Source organism: Sphaerimonospora sp. CA-214678 (assembly GCF_050942215.1).
In the GTDB taxonomy this organism is placed as follows: Bacteria; Actinomycetota; Actinomycetes; order Streptosporangiales; family Streptosporangiaceae; genus Sphaerimonospora.
The window spans coordinates 900,619-920,001 of the sequence record NZ_CP192056.1; the positions used below are offsets into that span (position 1 = coordinate 900,619).

Here is a 19,383-nt window from a genome sequence, read left to right on the forward strand (position 1 = left end):
CCCGACTCAAACGCCATCGGCGGAGGTGCGCATGTCCGATGAGGTTCTCGTAACGGTCGACGACGGGGTGGCCGTCATCACCATCAACCGGCCCAGGGCCAAGAACGCGATCAACGGGGCTGTGGCGCGCGGGATCGCCGCCGCCCTCGACGAACTGGACGAGCGCAAGGACGTGACCGCGATCGTCATCACCGGGGCGGGCGGCACGTTCTGCGCGGGGATGGACCTGAAGGGATTCCTCGGCGGCGACTTCCCGGTCGTCGAGGGGCGCGGGTTCGGCGGGATCACCGAGAGCCCGCCGCGCAAGCCGCTCGTCGCTGCCGTCGAGGGGTACGCTCTCGCCGGTGGTTTCGAGATCGCACTCTCCTGCGACGTCATCGTCGCATCGCAGGAGGCGAAGTTCGGCCTGCCCGAGCCCAAGCGCGGCCTGGTCGCCGCCGCCGGCGGGATCATGCGGCTGCCGCGCCGGATTCCGTACCACGTGGCGATGGAGATCGCGCTCACCGGCGATCACTACCCCGCGGCCCGGCTCTACGAGCTGGGGCTGGTCAACCGCGTCACCCCGGCGGGCGAGGCGCTGGCAGGGGCGCTCGAGCTGGCCCGCAAGATCGCGGCCAACGCGCCGCTGGCCCTCGCCGCGACCAAGCGGATCGTCGTCGAGTCGGCCGACTGGTCGCGGGAGGAGATGTTCGCGAGGCAGAACGAGATCACCGGTCCCGTCTTCGCGTCGAAGGACGCGATGGAGGGCGCCGCGGCCTTCGCCGAGAAGCGCGCCCCCGACTGGTCGGGGGAGTAGCTCCCGATCCTGCGATCCCGGCGCGGTTCCCGACTCGTGCTCACGACGTACGCGCCGGGATCGTCGCACCCGTTCCGGCGCGTCACTGCGTACGGTAAAGGCATGAGTGATTCCGGACCGGGTCTTCCCCCGGCGGGCCGGCCGAAGGGTGGCCGCGTTCTCGGCTTCGTGAGCGAGGCGCTGGGCAGCGCGGTCTTGATGATCGCCCTCGTGTCCGCCATGTGGCTGATCGAGTTCTTGGACTACTTCGGCGGCATGGGGCTGGACCACTACGGCATCGTCTCCCACGAGGTGGACGGCCTGCCGGGCATCCTGCTCGCCCCGTTCCTGCACGCGGGTTTCGACCATCTCATGGCCAACACGCTGCCGCTGCTCATCCTGGGTTTCCTGGCCGCTGTCCGGGGGATCGGCAGGTTCCTCGCGGCCAGCCTCGTCATCATCGGAGTCAGCGGGCTGGGCGTCTGGTTCGTCAACGCGCCGCACACGCTGACCGTGGGCGCCAGCGGCCTGGTCTTCGGCTACTTCGGCTATGTCGTGGCCCGCGGGTTCTTCGACCGCCGGGCTCTCGACATCGTCCTCGGCGTGCTCGTCGCCGTGCTCTACTACTCGATCCTGTGGGGGGTCCTGCCCACACAGCCCGGCATCTCCTGGCAGGGACACCTGTTCGGCCTCGTCGGCGGCGTCCTCGCCGCCTGGCTGCTGCGCCGCCGCCCGGCGGCTCTGTGAACCGCCGGGCCGCGCCGAGCCGTACGGCACGGCACGTGCTGCAGAGCCGTACGGCACGGGCATGCCGGGAGCCGAGCCGTACGGCCTGTGCTGCGGAGGGGGAGGCTCAGAGCCGGTCGACGACGTAGTCGACGCAGGCGGTCAGGGCCTCGATGTCGGCCGGATCGATGGCCGGGAACATCGCGATGCGCAGCTGGTTGCGGCCGAGCTTGCGGTACGGCTCGGTGTCCACGATGCCGTTGGCGCGCAGCACCTTGGCGACCGCCGCGGCGTCCACCGCGTCGACGAAGTCGATCGTGCCGACGACGTTGGAGCGCTGCGCCGGGTCGGTCACGAACGGCGTGGTGTAGGACGTCTTCTCCGCCCACGTGTACAGCCGTGAGGCCGAGTCGGCCGTCCGGGCCGTCGTCCAGGCCAGGCCGCCCTGGGCGTTCATCCACTCGATCTGGTCGGCCAGCAGGAACAGCGTGGCGACCGCCGGAGTGTTGTAGGTCTGGTCCTTCACCGAGTTGTCGATCGCGGTCGGCAGGCTGAAGAACGCGGGGACGTACCGCCCGCTTTCGGCGATCTCGGTCACCCGGGCCAGGGCCTTCGGCGAGAACAGCGCGACCCACAGGCCGCCGTCGGAGGCGAAGCTCTTCTGCGGTGCGAAGTAGTAGACGTCGTACTCCGACGCCGAGACCGGCAGGCCCCCGGCGCCGCTGGTGGCGTCGACGAGCACGAGGGAGTCGTCGGCGCCGCCGGTGGGCCGCTTGATCGGCATGGCGACACCGGTGGAGGTCTCGTTGTGGGTGAGCGCGTAGACGTCCACCCCGTCCTCGGCGACGGCGGCCGGGTGGGTGCCGGGGTCGGACTTGATGACCGAGGGATCGGCCAGCCAGGGGGCCTTCTTGGCCACGGTGGCGAACTTGCCGGAGAACTCTCCGAAGTGCAGGTGCTGCGACTTCTCCCGGATGAGCCCGAAGGCCGCGATGTCCCAGAACGCCGTGGTGCCGCCGTTGCCCAGCACGACCTCGTACCCCTCGGGGAGGGAGAACAGCTCGGACAGGCCGGCCCGGACCCTGCCCACGAGGTTCTTGACGGGCTTTTGGCGGTGGGACGTCCCCATCACGCTCGCTCCGGCATCTGCGAGAGCCGCGAGCTGCTCGGGACGTACCTTCGAGGGCCCGCAGCCGAAGCGGCCGTCGGCGGGCTTGATGTCAGCGGGAATCACGATGTCAGCCACGAGTTCCAGCGTAGTGAGCCGCGGCGATGGTCCAGACCGCAGGTCCGGATGATGAGACGGATCGTCCGCGAAACCACCCCGCTTTCCAATGAAGCGGCCCGGTGAAATAGGTGAAATAGATGAAGCAGAAGAAAGGGGCGAATGGGGGAGACGGAACGGTGAAAGGGCCCGCGGCGGTGGTCGGCCGCGGGCCCTCAGGGGGTCGTGACGTCAGTCAGGGCTTGCCGATGACCTCGGCGGCGCCGGGCACGTCGCTGATCGAACGCTTCGGCGGGCCCACATAGTCGGCGCTGGGGCGGACGAGCCTGCCCGTACGCTTCTGCTCCAGGATGTGGGCGGCCCAACCGGCGGTGCGGGCGCAGGTGAACATCGAGGTGAACATGTGGGACGGGACCTCGGCGAAGTCGAGGACGACCGCCGCCCAGTACTCCACGTTGGTCGCGAGCACCCGGTCGGGCTTGCGAGCGTGCAGTTCCTCCAGCGCCGCCGTCTCCAGCGCGGCCGCGACCTCGTAGCGCGGCGCGCTCAGCTCCTTCGCGGTACGGCGCAGCACCCGGGCGCGGGGGTCCTCGGCCCGGTAGACCCGGTGGCCGAAGCCCATGAGGCGGTTGCCCCGGTCCAGCTCGCCCTGGACGTACTTGCGCGCGTCGCCCAGCTTCTCGACGCCTTCGATCATGTGCAGCACCCGGGCGGGAGCGCCGCCGTGCAGCGGGCCGGACATCGCGCCGACCGCACCGGACAGGGCGGCGGCCACGTCGGCCCCGGTGGAGGCGATCACACGTGCCGTGAACGTCGAGGCGTTCATGCCGTGCTCCGCCGCCGAGGTCCAGTAGGCGTCGATCGCCTTGACGTGATTGGGGTCGGGCTCACCCCGCCAGCGGATCATGAAACGTTCGACGATGCTGTCCGCCTCGTCGACGCGCTTCTGCGGCACCATCGGCAGGCCGAGGCCGCGCGCCGACTGTGCCACGAACGACAGGGCGGTCACCGAGGCGCGGGCGAGGTCTTCGCGTGCCTGGGTGTCGTCGATGTCGAGCAGCGGCCGGAAGCCATAGGTGGGCGCCAGCATCGCCAGCGCGCTCTGTACGTCGACGCGGATGTCACCGGAATGGACGGGAACGGGGTACGGCTCCGCCGGAGGCAGCCCCGGCAGGAACTCGTTGTCGACCAGCAGTCCCCACACGTTGCCGAAGGGAACGTTGCCCACGAGCTCTTCGATGTCGACGCCCCGATAACGCAGGGCGCCCCCTTCTTTGTCCGGTTCCGCGATCTCGGTCTCGAACGCCACCACGCCTTCGAGCCCGGGTTTGAAGTCGGACATTCTCGGCCGCCTCCCTCTCTTGTGAAGTCCAGAGCCTTGATGTCGAGATACCGGCGCGTCAATTTAACCCTCACGGTGACCTTGCCGTGCCGCCGCCCCTCCCTAACGCCGTTCTCCCTGGTAGGGGTGCTGCTCCGGGCATGCGCTGAGCGCGCAACAATACCGTTCTGTGGACAGCGCACATCTGCCGGGGCTCCGGCACAGCTACGAGGGGGAGCCCCTGCTCGAATCGGATCTGGCCGACGACCCGGTGGCGCAGTTCACTCTGTGGTTCGCCGACGCGGTCGCCGCCGGTCTGCCCGAGCCCAACGCCATGGTCCTCGCGACCAGCTCGGCCGGGGGCCGCCCCTCCGCCCGCACCGTCCTCCTCAAGGGGTTCGACGAGCGCGGGTTCGTCTTCTTCACAAACTACGAGTCCCGCAAGGGACGCGACCTCGGTGAGAATCCGCTCGCCTGCCTCCTGTTCCCCTGGCATCCGATCAGGCGGCAGGTCCGCGTCGAGGGCCACGCCGTACGGCTCCCGCGGGAGGACAGCGCGGCCTACTTCCAGTCTCGCCCGTACGGCTCCCGCATCGGCGCGTGGGCCTCCCGACAGTCGGCGGTGGTGGAGTCGCGTGAGGCACTGGACGCCCGTTACCGGGAGCTCGCCAGACGGTGGCCGGAGGATCCGCCGGTGCCGGACTTCTGGGGCGGGTTCCGCGTGGTGCCGTCCGAGGTCGAGTTCTGGCAGGGGCAGACCGACCGGCTGCACGACCGCATCCGCTACCGGTTGACCGGCCGCGTCGGCGCGCGCGGCGGCTGGAAGCGGGAACGCCTCGCTCCTTAGAGATCTCCTGGCACGTACCGAGATCACGTCCTCGCGACGGCCCGCGGGTCGGCGGGGAACCCGGCGGAGGCCGTGTCACGGTCGGGCGCTCGCGGGATCGCCGATGGATGGGTCGTGGCCGCGTAGCAGGCGCCGCGGCGGTCCGCCTGGTCGCCGGGCCGCTCTCCGGCGAGCATGAACCGGGCATCGGGGACGCCCTTCCCCGCGACGGTCCGCGCGGCGTTCCGGTGGAGATCGCAGCTCCGGCGGCGGCGCGCTGCGCCCGTCGGCACGGGCAGGTTCTGCTCGGCCGGAAGGAATCGCTCCGCACCGATGTTTCCCATCCTGAGACGCTTCCCCAATATGGTCAGCTGGGAACGCGGAGAAGGTCGTAGCCTCATTGACAAGGACTGGAGGAGCCTTGACCGCACACGGCCTGATCGATACGACGGAGATGTACCTTCGAACGATCTTCGAGCTCGAAGAGGAAGGCATCGTGCCGCTGCGCGCCCGGATCGCCGAGCGGCTGCAGCAGAGCGGACCGACGGTCAGCCAGACGGTTGCGAGGATGGAACGTGACGGTCTCGTGAAGGTGCAGGGAGACCGGCACCTCACCATGACCGATCTCGGGCGCAGGCTCGCCATCAGGGTCATGCGCAAGCACCGGTTGGCCGAGTGTCTGCTCACCCAGGTGATCGGTTTGCCGTGGGAGGAGGTACACGTCGAGGCGTGCCGCTGGGAGCATGTGATGTCCGAGGCGGTGGAGACCCGGCTTGTCGATCTTCTCGGCAACCCTCAGTTCTGCCCGCATGGCAACCCCATCCCGGGTCTGGCGGAGCTGGGGGTGGCGCAGTCCGCTATGACCGGGGATGAGATGGTCTCCACCATGGCGAGCGTCGCGGGGCCGGGCTCGAGCACCGTTGTAGTGCGGCGAATCAGCGAACAAGTGCAAAGCGACCCCGCCGTGATGCTTAAACTCAAGCAAGTTGGGATACAACCCGGACGCGAGGTGACGCTCGCGGCCAGCGACGACGGTGTGCGGGTGACGGGTGATGGCGAAGCGGGCGGCACTGCCGTGGATCTACCGCGGGACGTCGCAGCGCACGTTTTCGTCACCCGACGATGACGGAAAGAGTTGTGCCTGGTTGAATCCGGATAGGGAGTCTCTCCTCCTCTCTCAGTCCCAGCAGCCCCTCATGACCTCAGGAGCCCCTGCAGGAGCGCATGTGGCAGCCATAGCGAACACGCGTCCCCGGGGGGTGGCCGGGGGATGAAACGTTGGGGAGACCTGTCCCAGGAGACGGCCGACCATCTGACCGCCGGATCGGTGCTCGACCAGGCTGAGATGGCCGTGGTCGTCACCGATCGTTTCAGCAACGTCCTCTACTGGAATCCGTACGCCGAGCGGCTGTTCGGCCGGACGGGGACACCGTCCGGCGACGAACCCCTGGTGTCCCTCGGGATCATGGAGAAGGACCACCCGCACGCGATCGACCTGGCCAGGCACGTGCTGAGCGGCGGGGTGTGGGAGGGCACCTTCGACGTCGTGCGCGACGACGGCACGATGGTCTACGTACGGGCCCAGGCCGTACCGCTGCGGCACCCGTCGGGGCCGATCAGCGGCATCGTGGTCATCGCGCGCGAGGCGATGCGCAGCAACGAGCGGGAGAAGGACCGGTTCGGCCTGCTCGAGCGCATCGGCGAGCGGCTCGCCGGGTCCCTGTACGTCGAGGAGACGCTCAACCGGGTCGCCGAGATGCTGGTCCCGCAGTTCGCCGACCACTGCTTCATCGAGCTGGTCCAGGGCGATCGGCTGGTGCGCAAGGTGTCCAGGCACGTGCACGGCTGGACGCCGCCCCCGGGCACCTGGCTGCCGGTCGGCTCGGAGATCAGCTATCCGCTCGGCCACTACGCCGACACCGCGCTGCGCCGGCAGGAGACCATCCTCGTCGAGGACTTCTCGCAGGTGAGCTTCCCGATGCCGAGCGAGGGCTCGGCCCGGCTGTTCGCCGAGGTCGGGATGACCTCCGCGATCGTCGCGCCGCTGTGCGTACGCGGTGAGACGCTGGGCCTGATCTATCTCGGGCTGTCCAACCTCACCGACCGGCGCTCCCCGCACTACGACACCTTCGACCGGGACTTCCTGGGCGCGGTCGCCACCCGGGTCGCGCTCGCGGTGGACAACGCGCTGCTGTTCGAGGAGGAGCGGCACACCGCCGAATCGTTCCAGAAGCATCTGCTGCCACGCGATCTCCCCGCGTTCGACGGGCTGGAGATCGCCCACCGCTACTTTCCCGCCGCACCGCTCGCCTCGCACGGGCAGGGCATTCAGACCCAGGTGGGCGGCGACTGGTACGACGTGATCCCGCTGTCGGCGGGCCGGGTCGGCATCGTCATCGGAGACGTGGAGGGGCGGGGCGCCAAGGCGGCCGCCGTCATGGGCCAGCTCAGGGCCGCGTTGCGGGCCTTCGCGCAGGACGACAAGCCGCCCGCCGAGATCCTCGCCCGGCTCGACGAGTGGACCCGGGTCGTGGCCGCGCCGGAGCGCGACGACTTCGGCGCCGACATCACCAATCCGCCGATCGTCACCTGTCAGTACCTCGTGTACGACGCGTGGTCGCGGCAGCTCTCCTTCGCCAACGCCGGTCACGCGCCGCCGCTGCTGATCGTCGACGGCAAGGTCACGGAGCTGGACATCACCGAGGTGGGCCAGCCGCTCGGCGTCCGGGCCAAGGGCGTGCACGCCGATCTCGTCTACAAGGAGGAGACCCTGACCCTGCCTCCCGGCGCGACCCTGCTCCTCTACACAGACGGTCTGGTGGACCGCCGGCCCCTCCGCGACTTCGGCGGGCCCTCGTCCGACGGGACCGAGGAGGACGAGACGCTGCGGATGCTCCGGGACGAGCTGGCCAAGGTCTCCTCGGAATCGGTCGAGCGCATCGCGGAAGCGGCCACCGGCGCGGTGCCCGGCGAGATCGACGACGACATGGCGATCCTCGTCGTCAGGTCGGTCGGCGCCGAGCTGGAGCTACAGGAGCGTACGTTCCCCGCTCAGCCGATCATGGTGGGGGAGGCCCGGCGGATGGCGTCCGAGGCGTTCGAGCGCTGGCAGGTGCCCCAGGAACGGGCCGACCTCGCCTGCCTGCTGGTCTCCGAGGTCGTGACCAACGTCGTGCTCCACGCCGCCGGCGCCGGTGTGCCACGCCGTGAACTGGTGCTCGAAGGCCCGCCACTGCCGTTCGACGAGTCATGGGACGTGCCGGGCTTCGAGGAGGACATCGCCGGCGAGAAGGAGTTCACGCTCCGGCTGCGCTGCGGCAAGGACGCGATCTGGGTCGAGGTGTTCGACCAGGATCTGCGGCTGCCCCGCATCCGCAGCGCCGCCGAGACGGACGAGGGCGGCCGAGGCCTCTACCTCGTCGACCAGCTCGCCAAGCGCTGGGGTTCGCGGCCGACCAGGGAGGGCAAGGCCGTCTGGTTCGAGATCCCCGTCGGCGGTCGCTGAGCGTCTCCGCCGATGGCCGGGCGGCCGGGCCGGTCGCCCGCGCGCACAGGGTAAAACGGCCGCATACTGATCGCATGGACCCTGGACTCATTCTTCTGGTCTTCCTGGCGTTCCTGTTCGCGTGGTTGCTGAACCGGGTCCGCAGGTTCTTCCGGCTGGGACCGATGGGCTACGCGGGCGTGATGATCGTTTTTGTCGTCGTCATGCTCGCCATCTGGGGCCAGCACATCACCTGATCCCTGGCCCCTGACCGCCCCCCACGCCCACCCCCCACGCCCCACGCCCACCCCCCCACGCCCGTGATCTTGCGAATTCTCGCACTCCGGGTCCCTGAGCAGGCCGTACAACCTTCGTGATCTTGCAGAAACTCGCACGCGATGCCTACGACCAGCACGGATACCGTTCTTGATCTTGCACTAGGAGATCGCGTACGGCATGGCCGCGAGCGGGCGGCGTCCATCGCCAGATCATCGGCCGATTAACGGACAGCGCTGAGGAGGTCCCTGATCGGTTCCGGTCGCTGCGCCGGGAGGAAGATCCGGTCCGCTGCCAGGCCCCGCCGAGCGGAGCCCGGCATGCGGTCCTCACTCCCTGCCACCCCCGGCCGACGGCTACTCGACCGGCTGCCCAGAACTCGACGGACCCGCTAGAAGTCGAAGGAGCGGCCGATGATCTCCTTCATGATCTCGGTCGTGCCGCCGTAGATGGTCTGGACACGACTGTCCAGCCAAGCCTTGGCGACGGGATATTCGAGCATGTAGCCGTACCCTCCGTGGAGTTGGACACAGCGGTCGATCACCTTGTTCTGCAGCTCGGTCGTCCACCACTTGGCCTTGGCGGCGTCCACGGCCGTGAGCTCGCCCGCGTTGAGGGCGAGCACGCACTTGTCCAGGTAGTGGCGGGCGATCTCCACTTCGGTGGACAGCTCGGCCAGCAGGAACCGGGTGTTCTGGAAACGGCCGATGCTCTTGCCGAAGGCTTTGCGAACCCGGCAGTACTCGATGGTCGTCTCCAGCGCGGCCTCGGCCGCGGCCACCGCCGCCACCGCGATCGACAGGCGCTCCTGCGGCAGGTTGTTCATGAGCTGGATGAAGCCCTGACCGTCCTCGTCGCCTAGCCGGTTGGCCACCGGGACGCGGACGTTCTCGAAGAACAGCTCGGCGGTGTCCTGTGCGTGCATGCCGACCTTCTCGAGGTTTCGCCCGCGGGTGAACCCCGTCATGCCGCGCTCGACCACCAGCAGTGTGGTGCCGCGGGCGCCCGCCGCTGGGTCGGTCTTGGCGACGACCACGACGAGGTCGGAGTTGATGCCGTTGGTGATGAACGTCTTCTGCCCGTTGACGACGTAGTGGTCGCCCTCGCGAATCGCCGTGGTGCGGATGCCCTGCAGGTCGCTGCCGGCCCCCGGCTCGGTCATCGCGATCGCCGTGATCAGCTCGCCGGAGACGAATCCGGGCAGCCAGCGCCGCTTCTGCTCGTCGTCGGTCAGATCGACCAGGTATGGCGCCATGATGTCGTTGTGCAGGCCGAACCCCAGGCCGGTGGCACCGGCGCGGATGATCTCTTCGACGATGACCGTGTTGTAGCGGAAGTCCGTGATGCCGGCCCCGCCGTACTCCTGGGGGACGGAGAAGCCGAACATGCCCAGCTCACCGGCCTTCTTCCACACCTCGCGGGGGACGATTCCGTCCTTCTCCCACTGGCCGTGACGGGGGATCACCTCGCGGGCGAGGAATTCGCTGACGGTCTCGCGGAAGAGCAGGTGCTCCTCGTCGAAGAGGTCTCGCCGCATCTGGTACGCCTCCGGTTCGTGGACTGGATGACTCGACGGATCGGACGACCCGACCAGAATACGATTCTGTTACCGAAGGGTCGATGGGTCGATCGATACGGTCTGCCGTCCTATTGGGAGCAGGGGGTCACAAATCCGCCAACATCACTGCATTCGCCCGTGTAGATCCTGACCCAAGCCGTAAGATCTACCTTCGATTTACTGTGCTCTCGCCCGTCTGGGGCGGCCCCTCGCGAATCGGAGTGTGCGGTGGTTCGGTGGAATGCGCGGCGGCGCAACGTGCTCGCCGCCGCGGTCGTGAGCGTCGTCGGAGGTGGTCTGCTCGCGCTTCCGCTGACCACGGCCCAGGCGGAGATGGCCCAGGTCGACATCGTCTACCGATGCCGGGATACAGGCGGCCTGCCCAAGCTTCCCAACCCCGTCGTGCCCAACCGGGTCGATCTGAAGGTCACCCTCACCGTGCAGACGGCGCTGGCCGTCGGGCAGCCGCTCGACGTCAAGTGGAACGTGGCCTACCAGAACAACACGAGTTTCCTGTCTCCCGGCCTGTTCCAGCCCGGCGCCCGGCTCTCGGCGACCGGCAAGGTCGGCGTCCTGGGCGATCCGTGGCAGGGTGAACTGCACTCGCTCGGTGCCAAGGAGCAGGAGCTCCTGCAGGACGGCGGGAGCCTGGCGCTGCCCGAGGCGATCTCCGGGGCGGTGAGCACGACGGACAGCGGCGTGTTCGAGATCGAGCCCCGCGATCTCCTGATCGACTTCACTCCGCCTCCCTCGGAGGAGGTCGTCAACGACGACGCCGGTGCACCGGTGATCGAATATCACGGTGAGGGCTGGCGGGACTTCAACGATCGCGACCCCAAGTTCAACGACGTCCACAACGACGTGCATGCGACCGAGAAGAAATACTCGACCGCGACGTTCAGGTTCACCGGCACGGGGGTCGATTTCATCACCGAGCAGGACCACCGTGCCGGCAAGGTGGGTTTCAAGATCGACGGAAAGCCGGGCATCCCGGCGACCGCCGACGCCTCCAAGAACGCGGACGGCACTCCGGTCGTGGTCGTCAACCAGGGCGACCACACACTCTGGGGCGTGCGCGGCCTGCCGTACGGCGAGCACGAGCTCGTCGTGGAGAATCTCGAAGACAAGTGGATGATGGTGGACGGCTTCCGGGCGGTCACGGAAGAGCTCCTCGATCCGCCGAAGCAGTTCCAGGCGACGTGCAAGCCGGTGAAGACGCCGACGGCCATCAGGGTCGTCATCGGCGGGGAGTCGGGCACGGACCCGTCGAGTAGTCCGGGAACGACGCCGCCGAACAGCCCTCCGGGCTCTCCGGCCAGCCCCAGCCCGGACCCGACCGGCACCGGTCCGACCAGCCCCGGTCCGACCAGCCCCGGTCCGACCAGCCCCGGCCCCGGCGCGAGCTCTCCAGGGGCGAGTAACAGCCCGCGTCCGACCGTGACCGTGACGAACACGGCGACGGCGTCGCCCTCGCCGAAGCCGACCACGACGACCACGGTGACGATGACGGCGACGCCGACCGTCGCCCAGGTGGAGGTGACGCCCAAGGGCGGGGCACAGACCGGTGAGGCTCCGGAGGACGCCTCGTCGGGAGGTCTGCTCCTCGGCTCGGGCGGTCTGATGCTGCTCGTCGGCGTCTGGGGCGGCGTGGCGCTGCTCAGGCGCAGGGCGGCCCACTCGGGCGACTCGGCGGAGACGCTCTGAGGGGATCGAGACGATGACGTCCACGCCAGCCGGTGGCCCCTCCCCAGGGGAGGGCGCCGCCGTACCAGCCGAAGGGGCCTCCCCCGCCACGGCCGCCAAGCCGGCGCGTAAGTCGCTGCCGCAGCCCGTCCTCGCGACGTTGCTCGTGGCCGGCTCCTTCGGCGGGATCATCGCGGTCATGATCGGAATGCTGGCCGTGCTGTCGCCGTCGTCCCCGGCGGAGCCCGATCCGCTGCCCGGCGTGCAGGTGAACGTCCAGGGTGCGGGCAACATCGCCTACCTGCCGCCGACCGTCGGGCCCGGGGGGCCGGGAGCTCCGCTGACCGCGGCCGACCCGGCGGCGCCCCCGCCCGATCCGGCGCTCCAGCCGTTCCCCCCGCTCGCGCTCACCCCGAAGACGGCCTCTGCCGCGTCGAAGCGAGTGTCTGCGGCCAAGAAGGCGAAGGGCAGGCCGACCAGGATCAGCATCCCGTCGATCGGGGTGTCGGCCCCGGTCGGTTCGATCGGCGTCGACAAGAACGGCGAGATCGAGGCCCCGCCGCTGAGCAAGCCCAACCTCACCGGCTGGTACCGTCTCGGCCCCGCCCCCGGCGACCAGGGTCCGGCGGTCATCCTCGGCCATGTGAACACACGGAGTGGCGCCGCGGTGTTCAGCCGGGTGCGCGAGCTCAAGCGCGGCAACAAGATCGCCGTGCGGCGTGCAGACGGCAAAACCGCCATCTTTACCGTGGACGGGGTCGAGCAGGTCAGCAAGCTGAAATTTCCCACCAAAAGGGTGTACGCCAACACCGCCACGGCGTCGCTTCGACTGGTCACCTGCGGCGGGGTCTTCGACGCCAAGGCGCACCACTACACCGACAACATCATCGTGTACGCCACACTGACCTCGATCCGCGGCAAGTGACCTCCGCTGTTCGACGGCGACGTACCGCCGCCCGAGCGGTCTCCTCGCACAGCGATGTCGTGATCCGTACATCGATGTGGTGATCGATCAACGACACGGTGGGGGAGGGTGTTGACTGATAGATTGCATAACTGTGGGGGAGATCATGACAGTGATGTGTTTCGCGCACCGGCCCCGGTACATCTCCGGCTGTGCGGATCTCTACCCAAGCGTGACCGAGTCTGAGATCCTGGTACGCCGGTTATTGGGGTGATTTGGGATGGGAGGCAAGCCAGTGCCGAGGTCCGGGTTGCGGGGTCCTGTCGTCAGGAAGGCCGCGGTAGCCGGGGCGGTCGGCGCGGGTGTCGTCTTCTTCGGGCTGCCCGCCCTGGGCACGCTCGCGCCTACTCCCAGGACCGTGTCGTACGTCTGCACGCCGACGGCGGGGGATGTCGTTTCTCCCGAGCTGCTGGTCACGCTCGTCGGCGGCCCCGCGAGCGTGACCGCCTCCCAGCCGGTCACGCTGACCTGGTTGAGCTCGCAGTCGAACGATACGAGCAAGCAGATCAAGGCCGCGGCCCAGATCCCCGTCACCGAAAAGATCGTCATGACGGGCGAGCTGGTCATCACCGGCCCCAGCCCCAACGCGACGGCCACGGTCACGGCGACGGCGACCGGTGCGCCGCTGACGGCGGAGATCCCGGTCGGCTCGCCCATCCCGTTTCCCACGGTCACCGCCACGGTGACGCCTGACGTGGCCGGGACGATGGTGGCCAAGGCCGGCAAGTTCACCCTTCGGGTCGGCCCGGAGGCCGGTGGCGGCGTCACCTACACCTGCATGGTCGGGACCACGGGCGACCACACCGTACCGGCGGAGGTCTCCGTCATCGTCTCGCCCTCCGCTTCGAGCTCGCCCAGCCCCTCGCCCAGTCCCTCGCCGAGCGCCTCGTCCAGCCCCACACCGAGCCCGACGCCGACGCCCAGGCAGACGAGGACCGTATATGTGACGGAGACCGCCACTCCGTCGCAGACGGCGACGGACAAGAGCAAGGGCCAGGTGACCCACACGCCCGGGGGTGGCGTGTCCACGGGCGGCGGCGGCGAGGTCGGGCCGGACGCACGGGTCCTCATCCTCACCGGTGCGGGACTGATGCTCGCCGCGGCCACCGGAGGACTCGTGCTGCGCGCCCGGCGTCGGACCGTACGGCACTAGAGCGGGCCCCATGGGTACGCCACCGCCCGGACACCATCCGCCGGACGCGTCCGGCGGGCCGTACGGGTCGCCGGCGGGCGACGCCGGGGCCCAGGGCACACCCGGTGTGTTCGCGCCGCAGGGTTATCCCCAGCAGGTGTACGGCCAGCCCGTCTTCCAGCCGGTGGTGCTGCCCCAGATTCAGCTTCAGCCCCAGCAGCGGCAGGAGGCCGAGCGGCCGGAGGGGAGCGGCACGCAGGCGATAAGGGGCGTGCTCATCCTGGCAGCGGTCATCGGCCTGGTGATCGTCGTCATCGGCGTCGGTTTCATGATCATGTCACCCGACGAGTACGCGTCACCGGAGCGCACGTCATTGCAGCGACCGGGCGGCGTGAACCAGATGGCGGCCACGGTGGGGCCCGGCGGCCCCGGGAACCCGCTGGCGCAGGCCGACCCCGACGCGCCCCCTCCGGTGCCGGCGCTGCCCGCCGCTCCGCCGATGCAGCCGTCCTCGCCCAAGCGGTTGATCATCCCCAGGCTGCACGTCAACGCGCCGATCAAGTCGGTCGGTACGGACAAGTCCGGGGCCATCGAGACCCCGCCGATCAGCAACCACAACCTCGTCGGCTGGTATCGCGGCGGCCCGACGGCCGGCGAGGTCGGCCCGGCCATCATGCTCGGCCACAAGGACACCCAGACCCGCAGCGCGGTCTTCAGCAGACTGCACGAGATGCAGTACGGAGACAAGATCGAGGTCGTCCGGATGGACGGCACCGTCGCGATCTTCACGGTGGGCGGCGTCGAGCAGGCGGCCAAACAGACGTTCCCCACCAACAGGGTGTACGGCGACGCCGACAACGCGGAGCTCCGATTGATCACGTGCGGGGGCACGTACAACCGGACGACCGGTCATTACGTCGACAATGTCATCGTTTATGCCGTCATGACGGGTACGCGACTCGCCAAGGCCGCATCCTGAACCCGCTGAACGCACACAGGCCTGTGGAACGGCTCGTCGAGTGCACCCGGTTGCGGCTAAGGTCTCATCGAGCGATCACGAGGAGGAGCTGTGGGCTGGTTCTCCGATCTCCTGCTGCCGGGCCGGCTGCGCACCGGACCCACCGTGCTGCTGCCCACCCGGCCGGATCCGAAGACGCTGCTGGCCGTCGCGCAACTCGCCGACCCCGAGGCGGCCTTCGACGGTGACGACATCATCGCGGGCGGCTCCCGGATCCTCGCGGCCGTCGAGTTGACCGGCTCGGTCCTGGCCAAACTCGGCATACAGGACGAGGAGCGGCTCTGGGCGTGCCGGATCACCGCCGAGGGTCCGCTGCCGGTGGACTACTTCGACAAGAGTCTCGCCGAGGGCATCGCCTTCCGCCTGGGCGGCTGGTCCCTGTGCCAGGGAGAGCCGACCGATCCGGCGGAGAACGAGCGGCGCGATCTCGTCGTCTACCTGCCGGCGGCGCCCTCGCCGGAGGAGACCATCGAGGTCCTCCGGGAACTCGTGAGCCCGGCCGAGTCGCTCGACGCCGACCGCTGGCCGGACGGCGAACTGGTCGACGGCATCGTACGCGTCCCGCTGCGCGAGGGCGTGCTCACCGACGTCTACATGGGAGCCGACACGGTCGTCACCATCGAGGAGGGCCGCCGGATCCCACCGGCCGCCCGGGCCCGCTGGCCCTACCTCACCGAGATCGTGATCGCGAAGGTCTCTCCGCTCACTCCGCAGGACGCGGACGAGCCCACCGGCGCGGCGGACGGCGACACGACGCCCGCACCCGAGACCGGCGACGTCCCGGGTGACGATGCCGCGGACGCGACCTCCAGCGATGCTCCCGGCGCGGCCGGTGGCGAGGCCGCGGAGGAAAGCGTGGCGGAAACCGCGGAGGAAACCGCGGAGGAAAGCGCAGCGGCGGAGAGCGTGGCGGAAAGCGCGGACGAGGGCCTTGTCGAGGCCGCCGACCCCGAGGCGGCCCCCGGCGACGGCGAGGCCGGGGACGAGAGTCCCGCCGCCGGGGAACAGGCGCTGATGGCCCGGGCGGCGATGGCACTGACCCTGGCCCGGCGGCTGAGCGGCATCGCGGCCGACGAGGGAGGCTTCCAGCTCGCCGAGCCGGCGGACCTGCTGCCCGGCCGTTACGCCTGATCGCGGTCCCGCCTTCGGTGTCGCCCTGACCGTTCCGTCCATGTGCCGGGCGAATGCTCTGCTGTAGCCTCTGGAGTAACCGAACATTGCTCGGTTCCTTGGAGGACTCTGTGGCAGAGGCGTACATCGTCGGCGCGGTCCGCAGCCCCGTCGGCAAGAAGAAGGGCGGGCTGTCCACGGTCCACCCGACTGATCTGGCCGCGCACACTCTCGCGGCGCTCGTCGAACGCACCGGTGTCGATCCCGCCGCCGTCGACGACGTGATCATGGGCTGTGTCATGCAGTTCGGCCCACAGTCGATGGACATCGCGCGCAACGCCTGGCTGAGCGCGGGCCTCCCGGAGAGCGTCGCGGGCGTCACCATCGACCGGCAGTGCGGGTCCTCGCAGCAGGCCGTCCACTTCGCCGCGCAGGGGGTGCTGTCCGGCACACAGGACCTGGTGGTCGCCGCCGGTGTCGAGTCGATGTCCGTCGTCCCCATGGGGTCGACCATCACGGCCGCGCTGGAGAAGGGCATGCCGCTTCCGTTCGGTCAGAAGTGGGCCGAGCGGTACGGCACGCAGGAGATCTCCCAGTTCCGCGGCGCCGAGCTGATGTGCGAGAAGTGGGGGCTGGAGCGCGACGAGCTGGAGCGGTACGCCTACGAAAGCCACCGGCGGGCCGCCAAGGCGATCGCGGACGGTCACTTCAAGGACCAGATCGCGCCGGTGGCCGGCGTCGAGGACGACGAGGGTCCCCGGCCGGACACCACGCTGGAGAAGATGGCCGAGCTCAAGCCCCTCCGCGAGGGCGGCCGGATCACGGCGGCCACCTCGTCGCAGATCTCGGACGGCTCCGGCGCGGTGCTCGTCGCCTCGGAGCGGGCGGTGCGCGAGCACGGCCTGACCCCGCGCGCCCGCATCGTCACGCTGGCGCTCGTCGGCGACGATCCCGTCTACATGCTGACCGCGCCCATCCCGGCGACGCGCAGGGCACTGGAGCGGGCCGGTCTCGGCATCGAGGACATCGACGTCATCGAGATCAACGAGGCGTTCGCACCGGTGCCGCTCGCCTGGTTGCGCGAGATCGGCGCCGACCCGGCGAAGACCAACCCGAACGGCGGCGCCATCGCCCTGGGGCACCCTCTCGGGGGCACCGGTGCGATCCTGATGACCAAGCTGCTGCACGAGCTGGAGCGCACCGGCGGCCGCTACGGCCTGCAGACCATGTGCGAGGGCGGCGGCCAGGCCAACGTCACCATCATCGAGCGCCTCTGATCTCCGTACGGCTCCGAAGGGCACCCAGCGCCGGGTGCCCTTCGCCGTGACGGAGGACTACCGGACGTGCCGGTGCACGTCCTCGAACTCTGAGGGCCCGGGCTCCGACGGGGCGATCCAGGGGCCGTCCAGCGAGGGGTCGAGAATGCCCTCCTCCAGGAAGCCGTACCGTCCGTCGAGGACCAGGCGGGCCAGCCGTACGTCACGGGAGTCTGTGTTGTCCCACAACCGGGCGAACAGCGCCTCGGCCCGCAGACGTGCCTGATGACAGAAGGTGTCCGCCAGTTCGTACGGCTTGCGCCCGAACTCGACCGCGTCCTCCTGCGCCTGGAGGCACACGGCGGTCATGGCGAAGAGTTCGGCGCCGATGTCCACGATGCGGGACAGGAAGCCCTGCCTGTGCTCCAGCCGGCCCTGCCAGCGCGACATGCCGTAGAACGTGGACCTGGCGAGCTTGCGGCTGGTGCGCTCGATGTAGCGCAGGTGCGGGGCGAGCGGGCCGAACTCGGCGTAGGAGGTCGGCAACTGTCCCGGCCCGGCGACCAGGGTCGGCAGCCACCTGGCGTAGAAGCCGCCCGCCTTGGCGGCCGCCCGCCCCTTCGTCTTGAGGTCGGCCCTGGGATTGACGAGGTCCCCGGCGACCGAAAGGTGGGCGTCCACGGCCTCCCGGGCGATGAGCAGATGCATGATCTCGGTCGAGCCCTCGAAGATGCGGTTGATCCGCAGGTCGCGCAGCATCTGCTCGGCGGGTACGCCGCGCTCGCCGCGGGCGCGCAGGGACTCGGCCGTCTCGTAGCCGCGCCCGCCCCGGAGCTGGACCAGTTCGTCGGCGACCTGCCAGGCCATCTCGGAGGCGTACAGCTTCGCCAGGGCCGCCTCGATGCGGATGTCGTTGCGTTCGTCGTCGGCGAGGCGGCTGGCGAGGTTGACGACGGCCTCCAGGGCGTACGCCGTGCCCGCGATGAAGGCGATCTTATGGGCCACCGCCTCGTGCTCGCCGATGCGGCGCCCCCACTGGATCCGTTCCCCGCCCCACTCCCGGGCGATCTTGGCGGCCCACTTGACCGCGCCGGAGCAGGTGGCGGGCAGCGAGAGGCGTCCGGTGTTCAGCGTCGTCAGCGCGATCTTCAGGCCCTGGCCCTCGCGGCCGATGAGGTTGGCGGCGGGCACGCGGACCTGGTGGAAACGGGTCACACCGTTCTCGATGCCGCGCAGGCCCATGAACGCGTTGCGGCGCTCGACCGTGATCCCGGGGCTGTCGGCCTCCACCACGAACGCCGAGATCTTGGCCCCCGTGCGGGCCATGACCACGAGCAGGTCGGCGACCACGCCGTTGGTGGTCCACAGCTTGACGCCGTCGATGACGTAGGAGTCCCCGTCGCGGACGGCGGTCGTGGCCAGTCGTGCGGGATCGGACCCCACATCGGGCTCGGTCAGCAGAAACGCGGAAATCTCCCCCTTCGCGCATCGCGGGAGGAAGCGCTCCTTCTGCTCGGGCGTACCGAACAGCCGCAGCGGCTGGGGGACCCCGATGGACTGGTGCGCCGACAGCAGCGCGCTCACCGAGGGGCAGTACGACGCGGTGAGTTGCAGCGCCCGGCAGTAGTAGAGATGGGCCAGGCCGAGCCCGCCGTACTCCTCTTCGGTGGTCATCCCGAACGCGCCGATGGCGGCGAGGCCCTTGACCACCTCGTCGGGGATGACGGCCGTGCGCTCGATCTCGGCCGGATCGACCTTCTCCTGCAGGAACCGCCGCAGTGCCCGCAGGAAGCCGTCCCCCTTCTTGATCTCCTCCTGCGACAGCTCCGGCGCGGGGTGGACGAGGTCGAGCCGGAAGTCGCCGAGGAACAGTTGCCTGCCGAAGCTCGGCCGGGTCCATTCCGCCTCGCGCGCCTGCTCGGCTACTTCTCGTGCGGTGGCGTAATCGGTGGTCATCGCGGCCTCCTCAGGCAGTGGGCCTCCCGTCGGGTCCCGGCGAAGAAGTCCGCGGGACACGTCCCATGACGTG

17 protein-coding genes are annotated in these 19,383 nt (G+C 69.6%); 12 read left to right on the forward strand and 5 right to left on the reverse strand.

What is annotated here, in order from left to right; genetic code table 11:
• The first annotated feature begins 31 nt into the window (after window positions 1–31).
• Window positions 32–796 (forward strand): crotonase/enoyl-CoA hydratase family protein, encoded by a 765-nt coding sequence (locus ACQP1K_RS04265; RefSeq protein WP_433499561.1) that lies wholly within the window; start codon window positions 32–34, stop codon window positions 794–796.
• A 102-nt stretch (window positions 797–898) separates the two neighbouring features.
• Window positions 899–1,522 carry a rhomboid family intramembrane serine protease gene (locus tag ACQP1K_RS04270; RefSeq protein ID WP_433499562.1) on the forward strand — a complete coding sequence of 208 codons (624 nt, stop codon included), beginning with the start codon at window positions 899–901 and terminating at the stop codon, window positions 1,520–1,522.
• Between the two features lie 106 nt (window positions 1,523–1,628).
• Here the strand turns inward: ACQP1K_RS04270 and serC are convergent, their stop codons facing one another.
• On the reverse strand, window positions 1,629–2,747 hold the full coding sequence (gene serC, locus ACQP1K_RS04275) for a phosphoserine transaminase (protein ID WP_433499563.1): 1,119 nt from the start codon (window positions 2,745–2,747) through the stop codon (window positions 1,629–1,631).
• Window positions 2,748–2,961: 214 nt separating this feature from the next.
• The gene (locus ACQP1K_RS04280) at window positions 2,962–4,068 is read right to left on the reverse strand and encodes a citrate synthase 2 (RefSeq protein ID WP_433499564.1); all 1,107 of its coding nucleotides are present in this window, start codon (window positions 4,066–4,068) and stop codon (window positions 2,962–2,964) included.
• Window positions 4,069–4,237: 169 nt separating this feature from the next.
• On the opposite strand from ACQP1K_RS04280, the gene pdxH reads away from it, so the two are divergent.
• Complete coding sequence (pdxH, locus tag ACQP1K_RS04285; RefSeq protein WP_433499565.1) at window positions 4,238–4,894, forward strand: pyridoxamine 5'-phosphate oxidase; 657 nt, start codon at window positions 4,238–4,240, stop codon at window positions 4,892–4,894.
• Window positions 4,895–4,917: 23 nt separating this feature from the next.
• Here pdxH and ACQP1K_RS04290 read toward each other — a convergent pair whose 3' ends face one another.
• Entirely contained in the window at window positions 4,918–5,217 is a 300-nt protein-coding gene (locus ACQP1K_RS04290; protein ID WP_433499566.1) for a hypothetical protein, read from the reverse strand.
• A 77-nt stretch (window positions 5,218–5,294) separates the two neighbouring features.
• On the opposite strand from ACQP1K_RS04290, the gene ACQP1K_RS04295 reads away from it, so the two are divergent.
• From ACQP1K_RS04295 to ACQP1K_RS04305, 3 genes are all read left to right on the forward strand, one after another.
• Complete coding sequence (locus tag ACQP1K_RS04295) at window positions 5,295–5,999, forward strand: metal-dependent transcriptional regulator (RefSeq protein WP_433499567.1); 705 nt, start codon at window positions 5,295–5,297, stop codon at window positions 5,997–5,999.
• 144 nt (window positions 6,000–6,143) lie between these two features.
• Window positions 6,144–8,378, forward strand: coding sequence for a SpoIIE family protein phosphatase (locus ACQP1K_RS04300; RefSeq protein WP_433499568.1), 2,235 nt, complete (start codon window positions 6,144–6,146; stop codon window positions 8,376–8,378).
• A 74-nt stretch (window positions 8,379–8,452) separates the two neighbouring features.
• Window positions 8,453–8,614, forward strand: a complete 162-nt coding sequence (locus ACQP1K_RS04305; protein WP_433499569.1) for a hypothetical protein — start codon at window positions 8,453–8,455, stop codon at window positions 8,612–8,614.
• A gap of 410 nt (window positions 8,615–9,024) precedes the next feature.
• On the opposite strand, the gene ACQP1K_RS04310 is transcribed toward ACQP1K_RS04305, so the two are convergent.
• Window positions 9,025–10,170 carry an acyl-CoA dehydrogenase family protein gene (locus tag ACQP1K_RS04310; RefSeq protein ID WP_433499570.1) on the reverse strand — a complete coding sequence of 382 codons (1,146 nt, stop codon included), beginning with the start codon at window positions 10,168–10,170 and terminating at the stop codon, window positions 9,025–9,027.
• 249 nt (window positions 10,171–10,419) lie between these two features.
• Between ACQP1K_RS04310 and ACQP1K_RS04315 the strand changes: the two genes are divergently transcribed.
• The 6 genes from ACQP1K_RS04315 (at window position 10,420) to ACQP1K_RS04340 (ending at window position 17,375) form a co-directional block, all read left to right on the forward strand.
• A complete protein-coding gene (locus tag ACQP1K_RS04315) occupies window positions 10,420–11,895 on the forward strand; it encodes a hypothetical protein (RefSeq protein WP_433499571.1) in 1,476 nt (491 codons plus the stop codon).
• 13 nt (window positions 11,896–11,908) lie between these two features.
• Entirely contained in the window at window positions 11,909–12,799 is an 891-nt protein-coding gene (locus ACQP1K_RS04320; RefSeq protein ID WP_433499572.1) for a class F sortase, read from the forward strand.
• A 259-nt stretch (window positions 12,800–13,058) separates the two neighbouring features.
• Window positions 13,059–13,991, forward strand: a complete 933-nt coding sequence (locus tag ACQP1K_RS04325) for a hypothetical protein (RefSeq protein WP_433499573.1) — start codon at window positions 13,059–13,061, stop codon at window positions 13,989–13,991.
• Window positions 13,992–14,001: 10 nt separating this feature from the next.
• On the forward strand, window positions 14,002–14,949 hold the full coding sequence (locus ACQP1K_RS04330; protein ID WP_433499574.1) for a class F sortase: 948 nt from the start codon (window positions 14,002–14,004) through the stop codon (window positions 14,947–14,949).
• A gap of 90 nt (window positions 14,950–15,039) precedes the next feature.
• The gene (locus tag ACQP1K_RS04335) at window positions 15,040–16,119 is read left to right on the forward strand and encodes a hypothetical protein (protein WP_433499575.1); all 1,080 of its coding nucleotides are present in this window, start codon (window positions 15,040–15,042) and stop codon (window positions 16,117–16,119) included.
• 110 nt (window positions 16,120–16,229) lie between these two features.
• A complete protein-coding gene (locus tag ACQP1K_RS04340; RefSeq protein WP_433499576.1) occupies window positions 16,230–17,375 on the forward strand; it encodes an acetyl-CoA C-acetyltransferase in 1,146 nt (381 codons plus the stop codon).
• 57 nt (window positions 17,376–17,432) lie between these two features.
• Here the strand turns inward: ACQP1K_RS04340 and ACQP1K_RS04345 are convergent, their stop codons facing one another.
• The gene (locus ACQP1K_RS04345; RefSeq protein ID WP_433499577.1) at window positions 17,433–19,310 is read right to left on the reverse strand and encodes an acyl-CoA dehydrogenase family protein; all 1,878 of its coding nucleotides are present in this window, start codon (window positions 19,308–19,310) and stop codon (window positions 17,433–17,435) included.
• Between the last annotated feature and the right edge of the window lie 73 nt (window positions 19,311–19,383).

Bases quoted from the DNA above. Each gene is read 5' to 3' on its own strand.
- ACQP1K_RS04265 (WP_433499561.1), top strand. From the start codon at position 32: ATGTCCGATGAGGTTCTCGTAACGGTCGACGACGGGGTGGCCGTCATC.
- ACQP1K_RS04270 (WP_433499562.1), top strand. From the start codon at position 899: ATGAGTGATTCCGGACCGGGTCTTCCCCCGGCGGGCCGGCCGAAGGGT.
- ACQP1K_RS04280 (WP_433499564.1), bottom strand. From the start codon at position 4,068: ATGTCCGACTTCAAACCCGGGCTCGAAGGCGTGGTGGCGTTCGAGACC.
- ACQP1K_RS04290 (WP_433499566.1), bottom strand. From the start codon at position 5,217: ATGGGAAACATCGGTGCGGAGCGATTCCTTCCGGCCGAGCAGAACCTG.
- ACQP1K_RS04300 (WP_433499568.1), top strand. From the start codon at position 6,144: ATGAAACGTTGGGGAGACCTGTCCCAGGAGACGGCCGACCATCTGACC.
- ACQP1K_RS04305 (WP_433499569.1), top strand. From the start codon at position 8,453: ATGGACCCTGGACTCATTCTTCTGGTCTTCCTGGCGTTCCTGTTCGCG.
- ACQP1K_RS04310 (WP_433499570.1), bottom strand. From the start codon at position 10,170: ATGCGGCGAGACCTCTTCGACGAGGAGCACCTGCTCTTCCGCGAGACC.
- ACQP1K_RS04320 (WP_433499572.1), top strand. From the start codon at position 11,909: ATGACGTCCACGCCAGCCGGTGGCCCCTCCCCAGGGGAGGGCGCCGCC.
- ACQP1K_RS04325 (WP_433499573.1), top strand. From the start codon at position 13,059: ATGGGAGGCAAGCCAGTGCCGAGGTCCGGGTTGCGGGGTCCTGTCGTC.
- ACQP1K_RS04330 (WP_433499574.1), top strand. From the start codon at position 14,002: ATGGGTACGCCACCGCCCGGACACCATCCGCCGGACGCGTCCGGCGGG.
- ACQP1K_RS04345 (WP_433499577.1), bottom strand. From the start codon at position 19,310: ATGACCACCGATTACGCCACCGCACGAGAAGTAGCCGAGCAGGCGCGC.